We start from the raw sequence: 15138 nt of genomic DNA on the forward strand, positions 1-15138 counted from the left end.
GGCGGAGGGCCGGTGCAGCCCGGGCCCCGTCAGCCGAGTGTGATCTCCGGCGTCAACGGCGTGTCCGCCTCGGTCGTGTCGACCTCCCGTACCACCCCCGCTGCCCGAACATCCCGGCTGACCAGAGCGAAGGCGGCGAGGTCGGTTGCGCGCCCGCGGAGGGTGAGCTGGGCTACCGGCACCCGCATCGACTGCTTCGCCTCGGACTTCGCCCGGCGGATGGCGGCGAGCACATCGGCGGCGAGCCCGAGCAACTCCGTCCCGGCTCCGATGGAGTCATGAGATTCCGCGGCCCCACGGGCGTCGGTGGAGTCGTCGGGGCTGACGAGCTCCTGCCGGGTCGGCCACGCCGCCCGGTGCACCGAACCCTCCTGCCACCACGACCAGGCTTCCTCGGTGACGAACGGCAGCATCGGCGCGAAGAGTCGCAGCAGCGTGTGCAGCGCCAGCGCGAGCGCGGCGTGGGCCGAACGGACGGCGGGATCGTCCGGTTCCCCGTACGCGCGCTCCTTGACCAACTCCAGGTAGTCGTCGCAGAAGGACCAGAAGAACTGCTCCGTGCACTCGAGCGACCGGGTGTAGTCGTACTGGGTGAACCCGGCGGTGGCGGAGTCGACGACGGAGGCCAGGCGGGCCAGCATCGCACGGTCGAGCGGTTCGGTCACCTGCGCCAGGCGGGGTGCCAACAGCGTCGGGGAGCCGAACCGCAGCACGAACTTGGTGGCATTAAGGATCTTGATGGCGAGTCGCCGGCCGATCTTCATCTGCCCGGTGTCGAAGGCCGTGTCGGTGCCCGGCCGGCCGCTGACCGCCCAATACCGGACGGCGTCGGAGCCGTACTCCTCCAGGAGCGCCATCGGCGTGACCGTGTTCCCCTTGGACTTCGACATCTTTTTGCGGTCCGGGTCGAGGATCCAGCCCGACAGCAGCGCCGTGTTCCAGGGCAGGCGATTGAACTCCTGGTGCGACCGGAGCACGGTGGCGAACAACCAGGTCCGGATGATTTCGTGCGCCTGCGGGCGGAGGTCCATCGGGAAGACCCGGGCGAAGAGGTCGTCGTCAACCGTCCACCCGCCGGCGATCTCCGGGGTGAGCGAGGAGGTGGCCCAGGTGTCCATCACATCCGGGTCCGCCATGAAACCGCCCGGTTGGTTGCGCTGGCTCTCCTGGTAGCCGGTCGGGACGTCGCTGCTGGGGTCAACCGGCAGCGCCGCGTCGTCCGGCAGGATGGGGTGCTCGTAATCGGGCTCGCCCGAGTCGTCGAGCGGGTACCAGACCGGGATCGGCACCCCGAAGAAGCGCTGTCGACTGATGATCCAGTCCCCGGAGAGACCCTCGACCCAGTTTTCGTACCGGCTGTGCATGAACTCGGGGGACCAGGTCAGCTCGCGCCCCCGGCGGACCAGCGCGGCCCGCAGCGCGGTGTCCCGACCACCGTTGCGGACGTACCACTGTCGGGTGGTGACGATCTCGAGTGGCTTGTCACCCTTCTCGTAGAACTTGACCGCCTGGGTGGTGGGGCGGGGCTCGGTCTCGAGATTCCCGGCGGCGCGCAGCAGCTCCACGATCTTCGCTTTCGCGGAGAACGCGGTCAGGCCGGCGAGCATCCGGTACGCCGCCACCGCGTCGGCGTTGACGACCCCGGATGGTGGCTCGGGGAGCAGGCGGCCGTCGCGACCCATCACCGGCCGGGTCGGCAGGTCCAGCTCCCGCCACCACAGCACGTCCGTCAGATCGCCGAAGGTGCAGATCATCGCGATTCCGGAACCCTTGTCCGGCTGCGCCAGCGGGTGCGCCCTGATCGGCACCGGGACACCGAAGAGCGGCGTGACGGCGGTGCTGCCGAAGAGATGTTGGTACCGCTCGTCATCCGGGTGGGCGACGAGCGCGACGCAGGCCGGCAGCAGCTCAGGCCGGGTGGTCTCAACGTAGATCTTGTCTCCGGTCGCCGAGTGGAAGGCGAGCCGGTAGTAGTTGCCCTGGCGCTCGCGATCCTCCAGTTCGGCCTGCGCGACGGCCGTGCGGAAGCTGACGTCCCAGAGGGTCGGGGCGTCCGCCAGGTACGCCCCACCCCGGGCCAGATTACGGAGGAAGGCCCGCTGGGAGATCGCCCGACTCCGGTCATCGATCGTCGCGTACGTCAGGGACCAGTCGACAGAGAGGCCCAGGTGCCGCCAGAGGGCCTCGAACGCCTGCTCGTCAAGCTCCGTGAGGTTTCGGCACAGCTCGACGAAGTTACGCCGGGAGATCGGTTGCGGCCGGCTCGGGGGCTCGGCCGGTGGCGTGTAGCCCGGGTCGTACGGCAGGGAGGGGTCGCACCGTACCCCGTAGTGGTTCTGCACCCGCCGCTCGGTGGGCAGACCGTTGTCGTCCCACCCCATCGGGTAGAAAACCGTCCGGCCCCGCATCCGCTGGAACCTCGCGATGGCGTCGGCGTGGGTGTAGGAGAAGACGTGACCGACGTGCAGCGCCCCGCTGACCGTTGGCGGCGGGGTGTCGATCGAGTAGACCTCGTCCCGGGTTACCGAGCGGTCGAAGCGATAGGTGCCGTTCTGCTCCCATACCCGCGACCAGACCTTCTCGATGCCCTCGAGGGACGCCTTGGCCGGCACAGCTAAACGCTTCGTGGTGTTCTCGGTCACGGTCGGACTATATGCCGCTGGTCCAATGGTTTCCGCCCGCTGATCGGGTCGGCGACGGGGGAGCGGGTCCGGCAGGCTAGCGTCGAGGCGTGAGCACGCCGCGAGTACTGCCCGCTGACAGCGGTGTCGCCGAGGCCGCTGCCGTCCTGCGGTCCGGTGGTCTGGTCGCCCTGCCCACCGAGACGGTGTACGGCCTGGGCGCGAACGCACTGGACGCCCCGGCGGTGGCGCGGATCTTCGCGGCCAAGGCGCGGCCGAGTTTCGACCCGCTGATCAGTCACCTGGCTGAGGCGGCGGAGCTGGAGAAGCTGGTGGGTATGGTGCCGGCGGCGGTGGCGGTGCTGGCCGAGCGGTTCTGGCCCGGGCCGCTGACGCTGATCGTGGACCGGCCGGCGGTGATCCCGCCGATCGTCACCTCCGGGCTGGAGACGATGGCGGTACGGGTGCCGGACCACGCGGCGACGCGCGAGTTGATCGCGGCGGCCGGGGTGCCGGTGGCGGCACCGAGCGCGAACCGGTTCGGTCAGCTCAGCCCGACCCGGGCCGAGCACGTGGTGGCGGGGCTGGGGGCGGCGGTTGACGTGGTGCTCGACGGTGGGCCGACCCGGTGTGGGATCGAGTCGACGATTGTGGACGCGCGAGGCGACCGTCCGGTGGTACTGCGGTTGGGCGCGCTGCCGGTGGAGTCGCTCCAGGAGGCGGTCGGTCCGGTGCTGGTCCGGCCGGGCAGCTCGGGGCAACCGGTGGCACCGGGGACGCTGGCGGCGCACTACGCCCCGCGTACGCGGCTGCGGTTGGTCACCGATGTCGAGCCGGCGGACGGCGGCGTTGCCCGGCGGGGGTTCCTGGGCTTCCGCGGTGCCCCGGAGGGGGACTGGGCGGCGGTGGAGGTGCTGTCCAGCAGGGGCGACCTGACCGAGGCGGCGGCCCGGTTGTTCGACGCGCTACATCGACTGGATGGGGCCGGTGTGGACGAGATCCTGGTGGAACCGGTGCCCGAGGTGGGGGTGGGCCGGGCGATCAACGACCGGTTGCGCCGCGCCGCCGCGACCTGGACGTAGCCGCGTGCGGAGACGCCCTTCGTCCCGGCGCTAGCTGCCGTGCCCCCGGTGGCGGAGGCGGGCGAGCAGGTCGGGCAGGTCCACCCCGGGGCGGGGCGGGGCCGGTAGCTGTTCCACCAGGCGGGCGACCGTGCCGTTGGCGAGGGCGGCGCCGGCCGCTGAGCCGGTGGCGATCGTCCAGCTGATCGGGCCGAGCGGGGTGCAGCCGAAGAAGTGGCTGAGGCCGGGGGTCTGCACGACCAGTACGAGTACCCCCACCGAGCCGGCGGTGGTGAGCAGGACGCCGCGGGTGGTGCCGCCGGCCAGCAGCGTCTGGCCGAGCTGGGTGCCGATCAGCGACACCAGGGCTACCGTGCCGGCCCGACGGGGTGACGCCGCCGCCCACCGGGACAGCACCCAGCCGGCGGTGGCACCGAGCGCGGTGGAGGTGGCGCGGACGCCGAGTTCCCGGTTGAGGGTGGCACCGAGGGAGGTGTCTGGCCCTTCCCGGAGCAGGTTCTCGCTCTGCTCCGGCGGGGGTGGCCGGATCGCCACGGCCAGGGCGGGGGCCAGATCGGTGAGCAGGTTGACGAGCAGCAGTTGCCGGCCGTTGAGCGCGGAGCGGCCCTCCGCGGCGGCGGTGACGATGCTGAACGCGATCTCGCCGAGGTTGCCGCCGAACAGGATGCTCAGCGCGTGCCGGACCGACGACCACATGGCCCGCCCTTCGGCGAGGGTGGCGATGATGGTCTCCAGCCGGTCGTCCAGGACCACCAGGTCGGCTGCCGCGCGAGCCGCGGGGGTGCCGCGCTGTCCGAGGGCGATGCCCACGTCGGCGAGGCGGATGGCGGGTGCGTCGTTGGCGCCGTCGCCGGTCATCGCCACGGTGCGCCCGCAGGTGCGGAGCGCCTGGATCATCCGTACCTTGTGGGCTGGCGTGCACCGCGCCACGACATCGGTGGTGACCAGGCGGGCCGCCAGCGCCTCGTCGTCGAGGTCCACGAGGTCGTTGGCGGTCGCCACCCGCTGGCCATCACCGGGGCTGATCACCGAGGCGATCGCCTCGGCGGTCGCCGGATGGTCACCGGTGATCATGATGGTGTGCACCCCGGCCCGGCGGATGCTCTCCACCGCCGGCGCGGCGCTGGCCCGGATCCCGTCGGCCAGCGCGAGGATGCCGACGAAGGTCAGGCCCTGGACGTCGTCGTCAGCGATGGACTCGTCGGACATGACCCGTTCGGCGAGGGCCAGCACCCGCTGGCCGGCTCCGGCATGCCGGAGCAGTTCCTGCTGGACCGCCGCTCGGGTCGTGTCGTCCAACGGCACCACGCCGGCCTCGGTCCGCCGATTCTGGCAGCGAGGCAGGACGGTCTCCGGGGCACCCTTGACGCTGAGGACCAGGCCGGCATCGCAGGTGCCGACGGTGGCGTGGTAGCCACGGGACGGTTCGAAGGGAAGCCCGCCGGCGGTACACCAGTCCTCGGCACCGGTCTGCTCCACCGTGTTGGTTTCCTGGGCCGCCCGGCGGATCGCCCGGTCGGCCTGCTCGGGAAGCTGTTCCGGGTCCTCGGCGTCCGGGGTGGCGCGCAGCGCGACCGCGAGGATCATGCGGAGGTGGTCGTCGAGCCGGTCAACGGTGGCGAACCGACTACCGTCGCCGACTCCGGAGAGCACCAGCCGCCCCTCGGTCAGGGTTCCGGTCTTGTCGAAGCAGAGCACGTCAACGCGCCCCAACGCCTCGATCGTGCGGGGGTTGCGCACCAGGGCGCCGCGTTCGGCCAGCCGCCGGGCCGCCGCCAGCTGCGCGGCGCTGACCAGGAACGGCAACCCCTCGGGCACCGACGCGACGGCCAGGTTCGCGGCCGTTGAGGCGGTCTCCGCCAGCGGTACGCCGCGCGCGACGCCGGCACCGGCGACCGCGACGGCGGATCCGAGCGCGAGCGGTATCGCCGAGCCGGTGAGCCCGCCGAGTCGCGCCTCGACGCCACCGCTGGGTCGGGCCTGCCGGGCGAGGCTGAGGCTGCGGCCGGCCTCCGTGTCGGTACCGGTGGCGACAACCACGGCCAACCCGTGACCGGCGGCGACGGTGGTGCCTTCGTACAGCATCGAATGACGGTCGGCGATGTCGGACGCGGCCACCGGTCGGTCGGTCTTGCCAACCGGCAACGACTCGCCGGTGAGTGAGGACTCGTCCGCCTCCAGCCCCGTGGCCTCGAGGATCCGGCAGTCGGCCGGTACGGCGTCACCGGGCTCCAGGACGATCACATCGCCGGGGACCAGATCGTCGGCGGGTAGCTGCTGCTCGGCGCCGCCCCGCCGGACCCGGGCGGTGACCGCGGTACGGGACAGTAGCTCGGCCAGCGACCGTTCGGTGCTGCGTTGGTGTACCGCCCCGACCAGGGCGGAGCCGCCCACCACCCCGCTGACCAGGGCGGCGTCGACCAGGGAGCCGAACGACGCGGAGAGCACCGCCCCGGCGGCGAGGACCGGGGTCAACGGGTTGGCCAGCTCGTCCAGGAAGGCGCGGAGCAGGGTCGGCGTCGGGCCGCCGTCGGCGACCTGGTTGGAGTGTCGGTGGCCGGCCTCCGTTGGATCCAGCCCGTCGAGGCTGCTGCCCAACTCGTCGAGGACGGTTCCCACCGGCATCAGGTGCCACGGGACCGCTGTCCGCCCGGCCGGGGCCTCGGTCGGTTTGGGCAGGTGGTGGGCCCGCCACACGCCGTGGGCGAACGCCAGCGCCGCCGTACCGTTGACCGCGGCCTGGGTCCGGTCCGGGAGCTGTTCCCGGGCGGCGGTGAGTGCGGACAGCGTACCGAGACCGGCGCCCCCGAGCCCCAGCCGGATGTTCTGCCGCGTCATCCGGCGGGCCACCCCAGCTGCCTCGACCACCAGCGCGGCGGCCCCGAGGTCGCCCCCGACCAGCAGGTGCGCACCCCAGGGTGGCAGCTCCTCGTCGATGGTCAGGCCGAGGCCGCAGTCGGCTGCCGCGAGCGCCCCCCGGTCACCGGAGAGCAGCATCACGACCGCGCCGTCGCGTTGCAGCTGGCGTACGGTGTCGGTGAGCTGGGCGCCGCCGGCGAGGACGATGTCGGCGAAGTCGTACCGGCCCGGGTCGTCGCCCGCCACCGCCAGTCGCAACCCCGCGCGTCGAGCGGCGGCCGGCAGGAGGTCCACGCCGGGGGCCGGCTCGGCCTCGACCCGCAGCAGCGCGACGAGCCGACCGCCGTGTGCCAGGCCGAGGAGCCGGCCGCCGGAGGCGCGAAGCCGGTCGCTGTGCACGGTGTCGCCGGGGTCCGCCGCGTCCAGGCGGTCCAACGGGCCGAGACTCCAGCCGTCGCCGTGCTGGACGGCCGCCGGCTGATCCGGGTCGAAGAGGGCAAACGCTCGAGCACCCACCTCGCCCAACTCCGCGTCGCCCAGTGGCGCCAGGTCGCTGAGGAGGCCGCGGTCGGAGCCGAGGATCGTGGCGTCCAGCACCAGGGTGTCGATCCGGTCGAGTTCGCGGAGCGCGCGGCGGTCCATGGCGATGACGCCGCGCCGCGCGAGCAGGCTACCGAGCTGGGCGGCGTACCCCTCCCGGCCGGCGCCGCTGGCCTTCGGCAGCGCGGCGATGCCGAGTGCGGCGGCGCGTTTCGGACCGGCCACCGGGGTTGCGGCGGCGGCGGCTGCCGCGCCGGCGTGGAGCATCCGGAGCACGTACCTCTCGGCCGGTCCGTCCGGCTTCGGGCAGGGGCGTTCGGCGGGCAGGACGGGGGCAGCGGCCCGGCCCGGGACGCCGGTGAGCCCGGGTTCGGCCGCGGTCCACGCGGCGAGTTGGGCTCGTGCCTCGCCCCACTGCACCACCCGCTGGAGGCTGTCCAGGACGATGCCGGTCCAGCCGCCCGCGAGGCCCTGCGCCACCGCCTCGGTCAGCGGGAAGAGGAGGTCGGCACGCGGGTCGGCGCGCACTCCCCGGTCGGCGAGGGCGTGCAGCCTCGGGTGTAGGTCGATCGCGTTGAGGAGGCCGGCGACCTCACCCGGCACCGGGGTGAAGGGCAGGATCCGGGTGGCGGCGGAGAGCGTCAGGCCGAGCGCGTCGGAGGCGAGGGCGCCGAGGGTGCGGGGGGTGCGGGGGCCCTCCTCCGGCGGGTGCGGCGGTGGGATCTCCGGGTCCGGTTCGTGCGGGCTGACGCGTTCGGCGCGGGCCACGGTGGCGATCAGATCGCGCAGCCGTGGCGCGGGGGAACCAACGGCGACCACCACCCGCCCCGAGGGGGCGTTCACCCGGGCCCAGTTCACCCCGGGTACGCGTTCCAGTGCCGCTTCGACCTGCCGGGCGAGCTGGTCCCCGCCGTCCTGACAGACACCGTGCACCTCGATGTGGTGTCGGCCGTAGCGGGACCAGACCCGGCGGCGGGTCAGCCCGGTGAGCCGCGCGGCCCGGGCAGCGGCCGATCCGAGACCGCGGGCCGTTAGCCCCATCAGCTCTGGCACGGCCGGTACGCGCACGCTGCCAGCGACGCGGCCCAGCGGGATCATCGAGGCGTACGGCGGTATTCGTATCGGCGCGAATCCCCGGTGTCGCTCTTCCCGTACGCCATCCCGCCTCCCACGCCGTGTGTCCCGGCGGTCTGACTTCCCGCCCGGCCGTCCGTTATGCCCCCGACCAGCGGTGAAGTTCTACCGGCCAGGCGGGCATGGCGGGCGGCGACGGTGGAAAGCCACGGCGGTCACCGCCGTTTCTGGGAGGTCGAGATGAGTATGTTGACCCGGGATCTCAGTGGGAGTCGGGACATGGTCCGGACGTTCACCCGCCGAGTGGACGTGCCGGTACTGGGGGAGGTGGCCATCCCGCCGCCGGACAAGCTGGCGTACTACGCGGGGGTGGGTCTGCTCACCCTGTTGCAGGTCATCGAGTGGCCGGTGGCGTTGGTGGTCACCGCTGGTCACGTGCTCGCCGACCAGCATCTGTCCGGGCTGGCCAAGGGGCTTGGGGAGGCGATGGAGACCGCCTGATCACCTCGGTGGGACACACCCGGCGACGCTCGGGGTGTTCCCGGACCGGGTCGGGCGGGTGGGCGCTGGACACGTACGGGGGAACCCGCCTGCGGCCACCGCCCCACCCGGTTCGGACAGACCTACGGTGGCTTCATGTTCGCCGTGGTCACCACCGTGATTCTGTACGTCGGAGGGTTCATCTTCCTGTACGGAGTGATCCGCCTCGCGATCCGGCACTCCCTGGAGGAGGTGGAGGTGCGTCGGATCGAGGCCCAGCGGGCCGAGGAGTTGGCTGCCCACCGGGATCGGGCCCTGTTGGAGAGGAAGGGCTACGTCGCCGAGAGCTGACCTGGTGGTAGCGGCACCCGCGCCACCAGGTAGCGGGGTTTGTCAATGTTGTTGCACGTGAAACATCAGGGCGGTCGATGCCCGGGGCTGCCGTCGGGTGTACTCCCTCAGGCCCCGGTCGCCAGGTGCCGCTGGGCCTCGGTCAGGGCGGCGAGCAGGGCTGACGAATCCTGTGCGCCGCTCACCGCGTACCGGCCGGCGAGAACGAAGGTCGGCACGCTCGTGATGCCGAGTTCCCGTGCGGTGGCCAGCCGGGCGCGGACCTCGGCTACCTGCCCGTCGGAATCGAGGAAGGTGTGGGCTGCCGCGGCGTCCAGGCCGACCTCACCCGCGATCGTGGCCAGAGCCGGTCGGGAGCCGATGTCGACGCCGTCGCGGAAGTGGGCCCGGTGTAGCGCCTCGACCGTCTCGGCGGCCCGGTCCCGCTCGGCCGCCCAGGCGACCAGCCGGTGCGCGTCGAAGGTGTTCGCGGCGAGCGCACGGTCGAAGTCGAACTCGATGCCGTCTCCGGCGGCGGCCCGCGTGACCTGGTCCGCCATCTGCCGCGCGCGCTCCCGGCCGCCGAACTTCGCGCCCAGCGCGTCCAGCAGCGGCAGCGGCTCGGGTACCGGCGCCGGGTCGAGCTGGAACGGTCGGTAGCTGACGGTCACCGCGCCGTCGTAGGACGCGAGCGCCCGCTCCAACCGGCGCTTGCCCAGATAGCACCAGGGGCAGACCAGGTCGCTGTAGATTTCGATCTCCATAACCGAAGGCAACCCGGTGGTCAGCTCGTCTGTTCCCGGACCTGACGTTTGAGTCGGGCCAGCACCGCGGTACCGCCCCGGATCCGCAGCGGACTGACCGCCTGGGTCAGCCCCATCCGCTGGTACAGGTCGTCGGGGACGGCCAGCACCTGCGCCGGCCGAGCGCCGGCGAGCCCTTCGGCAAGGATGCCCGCGAAGGCGCGGGTGGTGGCGGCCTCGGGCGGGCAGTCGAAGATGGTCTCGACGCTGCCCTCCGGAGTCACGCGTGCGCGGAGGAAGAGCGCCGTCTGGCACTCCGGGACCGGCTCCAGCTCCGCGCGGTCGGGGTGGCCGGACGGCAATGGCCCGATGGCGTCGGCGTACTCCAGCAGCAGCTCCAGCACGATGTCACGGGGTGCCGTGGCGAACTCGTCCACGATCTCGACCAGCCGGGGAGGCATCTCGGGCATCCCGCCAGGCTACCGTCGGGTCGCCTCCACCTCACGGCGGCGGCTCGCGTTCGCGCTATGGCAGCGGGTCGCGTTCGCGCTATGGCAGCGGGGCCTGTTCGGTGAGCTGGCCGAGCGCCGACTGGGGGTCGAGCCGCAGGGCGAGGTCACCGAGGGAGACGATGCCCACCAGCTTTCGCTCGTTGTCGCAGACCAGTACTCGCCGTACGCCCCGTTCCCGCATGAGGGCCGCCGCCTCGCCCGCGGTGCAGTTCTGTTCGATCATCACCACCTCACGGGTGACGATCGAGCCAATGGTGGTCCGGGCTGGGTCGCTCCGCTGGGCGACGGCCCGAACCACGATGTCCCGGTCGGTGAGTACCCCGGCGAGCGTGGCGCCGTCGGTCGCGACCACGTCCCCGATGTCGGCCTCTTTCATCACCCGTGCAGCTTCGTCCAAAGTGGTCTCCAGTGGCAGGTAGATGACCTGCTTCGTCATCACGTCACTGACCCGGAAACTGGTCATGGGACTCCTTTGGTAGTGATCCAGCCCGATCGGGATAGTTACCCGTTTCACCCCTACTACACCTACCTCTGCGGCCACCCCTTCGACCAGAGGCTTTCGGACTCGCGACAGCTTCGATGTCACCTGGCTCCGACCCCGGGGGCACCCCGAGAGGCATCATTGGTGAGAAACTATCGCTTCTCAGGCGGGGCTTGCCGCTACCGGAGGCGGAGACACGGGCCCTTCCCAACCCTGGAGGGCGTAGTGGGCTGGCGCAGTTTTGTGGCGGTCGGGGACAGCTTCACCGAGGGCCTGAACGACGCGTACCCGGATGGCGGCTTTCGGGGCTGGGCCGACCTGGTGGCCACCCGGCTCGCCGTGGAAGCCGGGTCTGAGTTCCGGTACGCGAACCTCGCTATTCGCGGCCGGCTCTTTCCTCGGGTGGTGGACGAGCAGGTTCCCGCCGCGTTGGCGATGCAGCCGGATCTGATCAGTTTCGCGGCGGGCGGGAACGACGTGCTGCGGCGAAGCTTCGACCCGGATGACCTGATCGCGCGCTTCAACGACGTGGTGGGGCGGCTGCGCGCGGGCGGGGCCGACGTGGTCCTGTTCCGCTTCGCCGACGTCATGGCCCGCCTGCCCGGGCAGCGGCTGGTCGCCCCTCGAGTGCAGTTACTCAACCAGGCGGTTGGGGACACGGCGGACCGGCACGGCGCGATCCTGGTCGACCTGTACGCCGACGACACATACCTCAATCCGATGCTGTGGAGCACCGATCGGTTGCATCTCTCCTCGGCCGGGCACCGGCGGGTGGCCGCCCAGGTGCTGACCGCGCTGGGGGTCAGCTGTGCCGAGGAATGGTTGCGGGCACCCGAGCGTCCGCTGCCCCGGCCGTGGCTGACGGCCCGCACCGACGACTTCCGTTGGGCCACCCAGCACCTGGCACCCTGGCTGACGCGTCGCCTCACCGGTCGCAGCTCTGGCGACACGGTCACCGCCAAACGCCCCGACCTGACCCCGGTGAAGGGCTGACCGGAATCGCTCTACCCAGGGGTCCACCGCGCCTGGGTTCTGTCCCGGCCGTGCTTCGGGAGGTCGGGGCACGGCCCCGACCGCTGCACACGGGTGGAGCCTGCGGACTACGCTTTCCCCGTGACGGTGCAGCAGTCGCCCAGAGCGGCGAACGGCGATACGGGCAGTGGCCGGCGTCGGTCCCGTAAGGACGAGATCCTCGAGATAGCGGTCGGGCTGTTTGCCGCCCGGGGCTACCACGGCGTGTCGATGGATGACATCGGCGCTGCCGCCGGGGTGACCGGTCCGGCGCTCTACCACCACTTCGCCGGCAAGGAGGCGATGCTGGTCGCCGCGTTGATCCCGGTCAGCGAAGGGCTACTCACCGGCGGCCGGGAGCGGGTGGCGGCCCATCCCGACGACCCGCGCGCCGCGTTGGAGTCGCTGATCGACTTCCATGTCGACTTCGCGCTGGCCCAACCGGCGGTGATCGCCCTGCACCTGCACGAGCTGGACCGACTACCTGACCAACCGCGTCGCCGCATCCGCCGGCTCCAGCGGCTGTACGTCGAGGAGTGGGTCAGCGTGCTGACCGCGTCGCACCCGGGCCTGCCCGACAACGAGGCGAGGGTGTTGGCCCACGCCGCCTTTGGCCTGATGAACTCGACCCCGTTCCTTGGTGGCGTGGTGGACCGGCAGCGCCGAGCCGAGCTACTCCGGAGCGCGACACTGGCTGCGCTGTTGGCACCGACAGCACGGTGAGTACTGGCCCCGGGACCGAGCCTGCCCCAGGCTGGATCGAGGGGCTGTGCCGCACACTGACTCGTCAGTAACCGGGGCGGCATGGTTCCCTAGCTTCCGTTCGACCCCCGGGACGCTGGAGGAAACATGATCGAGTCACTGCTGGTCGTCAATAGGGGCGAGATCGCCCGCCGGATCATCCGGACCGCGAAGCGGCTCGGTGTCCGGGCGGTGGCGGTGCACTCGGAGGCGGACGCCGGCCTGCCGTTTGTGACTGAGGCCGACCAGGCGGTCTGTGTCGGTCCGGCGAATCCGGCGCAGAGTTACCGGAACGTCGAGGCTGTCCTCGCCGCCGCCAAGTCGGCCGGCGTGCAGGCGATCCACCCCGGCTACGGCTTCCTGTCGGAGAACGCCGACTTCGCCCAGGCCGTCGCGGCGAGTGGTCTGCTCTGGGTCGGGCCCGGTCCGGACGCGATCACCGCGATGGGTGACAAAATCAACGCCCGAAATCTGATGGCGACGGCCGGGGTGCCGGTCGCGCCGGGCACCACGGAACCGGCGGCGGATCTTGCCGCGGCGGTCAACGCGGCGGCAGAGATCGGCTACCCGGTGATGGTCAAGGCCGCCGCTGGCGGTGGCGGCATGGGCATGGGAATCGCGAACGACGAGACCGCGCTTCGCACCGAGTACGACAAGGTGCGCGCGTTCGCCGAGCGGATGTTCGGGGACGGGTCCGTCCTGATCGAACGGTATTTCCCCCGGGTGCGCCACGTCGAGGTGCAGATTCTCGGCTTGGCCGACGGCCGGGTGGTGGCGCTCGGCGAGCGCGAGTGCTCGGTGCAGCGACGGAACCAGAAGTTGGTCGAGGAGTCCCCCTCCCCGGCGGTCACCCCGGAGCTTCGGTCCCGCTTTCTGGCCGCGGCGGTGCGGGCGGGCGAGGCGGTCGGCTACCGCAACGCCGGCACGGTCGAATGCCTGCTCGACCCCGGCACCGGCGAGTTCTTCTTCCTGGAGATGAACACGCGACTACAGGTCGAGCACCCGGTCACCGAGCTGGTCTACGGGGTTGACCTGGTCGAGGAGCAGCTGCGGGTGGCCGCCGGGCTGCCACCGACGTTCGACCCGGATGCCTTGACGCCGCGCGGGCACGCGATTGAGTTGCGGGTCAACGCCGAGGACCCGAAGCGTTTCCTGCCCGGGCCGGGGGCGATCACCACCTGGACCGAACCGACCGGCGAGGGCGTCCGCGTCGATTCGGGCTATGTCGCCGGCAACACGGTGACCCCGTTCTACGACAGCCTGATGGCCAAGCTGATCGTCAGTGGTGCGGACCGCGCCGAAGCGATCAGTCGGGCGCGGGCCGCGGTGGCGCAGTTCCAGCTGGCGGGGCCGAAGAACAACCTGCCCTTCTTCGCCGAACTGTTGGACAACCCGGAGTTCCTCTCCGGCGACTACGACACCGGCATCGTCTCCCGCATGCGCTGACCGCGGCTGCTCGGATGTGCGGGTCGTATCCGCTTTGATCGTGGTCCCGGGGTCGAGGTACTGATCCCGGGGCCACGCGGTTGATCTGGTGTCGGGTTGGCCCCGGCGGTGTGGGTGACATGCTGGGGGAGTCGGACCAGAGCGCGTCACAGTGAGGTGGCCCATGGGTAGCATGCCGGGATTCGTGACTATTCGGGAGGTTGGGCCGCGCGACGGTCTCCAGAACGAGGAGCCGATTCCGACCGAGGCGAAGGTACGACTGCTCGATGCGCTCTCCCGGACCGGGGTCGGGCGGATCGAAGCGGTGTCCTTTGTGCACCCAAAGGCGATCCCGCAGATGGCCGACGCCGACGAGGTGTGGCGGCGGGCGGAACGGACCGAAGGGGTGCGCTACTCGGCGCTGGTGCCGAACACCCGGGGTGCCCAGCGCGCGTTGGCTGCCGGGTTCACCGAGATCGAGGTGGTGGTCTCCGCCAGCGACACCCACAACCGGCGCAACGTCAACCGCTCCACCGACGAGTCGCTGGACGACATCGCCGAGTTGGTCGAGTTGCTCCACAACGCCGGTGCTCGGGCGGAGGTCATCGTCGCGACCAGCTTCGGCTGCCCGTACGAGGGGGACATTGACCCCGTTCGAGTGGCCGGGATCGTGGATCGGGTGGTACGCGACGGCGCCGACCGGGTGGCGTTCGGCGACACCACCGGCATGGCGACGCCCCGCCGGGTCCGTGAGTTGGTGACGGCCGTACGCGATCGTGACGCACACGTGCCGGTGCTGCTGCACTTCCACAACACCCGCGGCACTGCCCTGGCGAACCTGCTGACCGCCGTCGAGCTGGGGGTTACCGAGTTCGATGCGAGCGTCGGGGGGCTGGGTGGCTGCCCGTACGCGCCCGGGGCCAGCGGCAACCTGGCCACCGAGGAGGCCGTGCATCTGCTCCACGACATGGGCATCGACACCGGTATCGACCTGGCCGCCCTGATCGAGGTCGCCGAACTGGCCGAGGAGTTGGTCGGCCGAAGCCTGCCCAGCGGCGTGCTCCGGGCCGGCCCGCGGACCCGGCTGACTCCCTCGCCTGCCTGACTAAGCGCTGGCCTGGTTGGCTCCTGCACCGGGCTGGCTCTCACCACCGTGCGGTCGGTCCGGCCGCACGTTGGTCGCTGCCGTGGGGCCGGATGTTGCCGTGGGGACCGGGCGTTGCCGTGGGGCTTGGCGTC

General features: G+C 71.6%; 12 protein-coding genes. 7 read left to right on the forward strand and 5 right to left on the reverse strand.

The genetic code is table 11. The annotated features are described in order from the left end of the window. Nucleotides 1–29: 29 nt before the first annotated feature. Nucleotides 30–2612 carry a valine--tRNA ligase gene (valS, locus tag H0524_RS07545; RefSeq protein ID WP_180198073.1) on the reverse strand — a complete coding sequence of 861 codons (2583 nt, stop codon included), beginning with the start codon at nucleotides 2610–2612 and terminating at the stop codon, nucleotides 30–32. A gap of 137 nt (nucleotides 2613–2749) precedes the next feature. Between valS and H0524_RS07550 the strand changes: the two genes are divergently transcribed. Continuing rightward, on the forward strand, nucleotides 2750–3703 hold the full coding sequence (locus tag H0524_RS07550) for an L-threonylcarbamoyladenylate synthase (RefSeq protein ID WP_180198074.1): 954 nt from the start codon (nucleotides 2750–2752) through the stop codon (nucleotides 3701–3703). Nucleotides 3704–3733: 30 nt separating this feature from the next. On the opposite strand, the gene H0524_RS07555 is transcribed toward H0524_RS07550, so the two are convergent. Continuing rightward, on the reverse strand, nucleotides 3734–8200 hold the full coding sequence (locus H0524_RS07555; protein ID WP_180197992.1) for an HAD-IC family P-type ATPase: 4467 nt from the start codon (nucleotides 8198–8200) through the stop codon (nucleotides 3734–3736). Nucleotides 8201–8317: 117 nt separating this feature from the next. Between H0524_RS07555 and H0524_RS07560 the strand changes: the two genes are divergently transcribed. After that, nucleotides 8318–8677 carry a hypothetical protein gene (locus tag H0524_RS07560; protein ID WP_309225037.1) on the forward strand — a complete coding sequence of 120 codons (360 nt, stop codon included), beginning with the start codon at nucleotides 8318–8320 and terminating at the stop codon, nucleotides 8675–8677. A 135-nt stretch (nucleotides 8678–8812) separates the two neighbouring features. Beyond that, a complete protein-coding gene (locus H0524_RS07565; protein WP_018728049.1) occupies nucleotides 8813–9007 on the forward strand; it encodes a hypothetical protein in 195 nt (64 codons plus the stop codon). A 107-nt stretch (nucleotides 9008–9114) separates the two neighbouring features. Here the strand turns inward: H0524_RS07565 and H0524_RS07570 are convergent, their stop codons facing one another. The 3 genes from H0524_RS07570 to H0524_RS07580 form a co-directional block, all read right to left on the reverse strand. Further along, nucleotides 9115–9750 (reverse strand): DsbA family protein, encoded by a 636-nt coding sequence (locus H0524_RS07570; RefSeq protein WP_180197994.1) that lies wholly within the window; start codon nucleotides 9748–9750, stop codon nucleotides 9115–9117. A gap of 20 nt (nucleotides 9751–9770) precedes the next feature. Further along, nucleotides 9771–10199: a SufE family protein gene (locus tag H0524_RS07575; RefSeq protein ID WP_180197995.1), complete on the reverse strand. Its 429-nt coding sequence runs from the start codon at nucleotides 10197–10199 to the stop codon at nucleotides 9771–9773. A 79-nt stretch (nucleotides 10200–10278) separates the two neighbouring features. Then, a complete protein-coding gene (locus H0524_RS07580; RefSeq protein ID WP_180197996.1) occupies nucleotides 10279–10704 on the reverse strand; it encodes a CBS domain-containing protein in 426 nt (141 codons plus the stop codon). 243 nt (nucleotides 10705–10947) lie between these two features. Here H0524_RS07580 and H0524_RS07585 point away from each other — a divergent pair, with 243 nt between their 5' ends. From H0524_RS07585 to H0524_RS07600, 4 genes are all read left to right on the forward strand, one after another. Continuing rightward, nucleotides 10948–11715 (forward strand): SGNH/GDSL hydrolase family protein, encoded by a 768-nt coding sequence (locus H0524_RS07585; protein WP_180197997.1) that lies wholly within the window; start codon nucleotides 10948–10950, stop codon nucleotides 11713–11715. Nucleotides 11716–11835: 120 nt separating this feature from the next. Continuing rightward, the gene (locus tag H0524_RS07590) at nucleotides 11836–12456 is read left to right on the forward strand and encodes a TetR/AcrR family transcriptional regulator (RefSeq protein WP_026322941.1); all 621 of its coding nucleotides are present in this window, start codon (nucleotides 11836–11838) and stop codon (nucleotides 12454–12456) included. A 126-nt stretch (nucleotides 12457–12582) separates the two neighbouring features. Then, complete coding sequence (locus tag H0524_RS07595; protein WP_180197998.1) at nucleotides 12583–13920, forward strand: acetyl/propionyl/methylcrotonyl-CoA carboxylase subunit alpha; 1338 nt, start codon at nucleotides 12583–12585, stop codon at nucleotides 13918–13920. Nucleotides 13921–14092: 172 nt separating this feature from the next. Further along, nucleotides 14093–15004, forward strand: a complete 912-nt coding sequence (locus H0524_RS07600; protein ID WP_180198075.1) for a hydroxymethylglutaryl-CoA lyase — start codon at nucleotides 14093–14095, stop codon at nucleotides 15002–15004. The last annotated feature ends 134 nt before the right edge of the window (nucleotides 15005–15138 follow it).

The organism is Salinispora sp. H7-4 (assembly GCF_013416675.1).
In the GTDB taxonomy this organism is placed as follows: Bacteria; Actinomycetota; Actinomycetes; order Mycobacteriales; family Micromonosporaceae; genus Micromonospora; species Micromonospora vitiensis.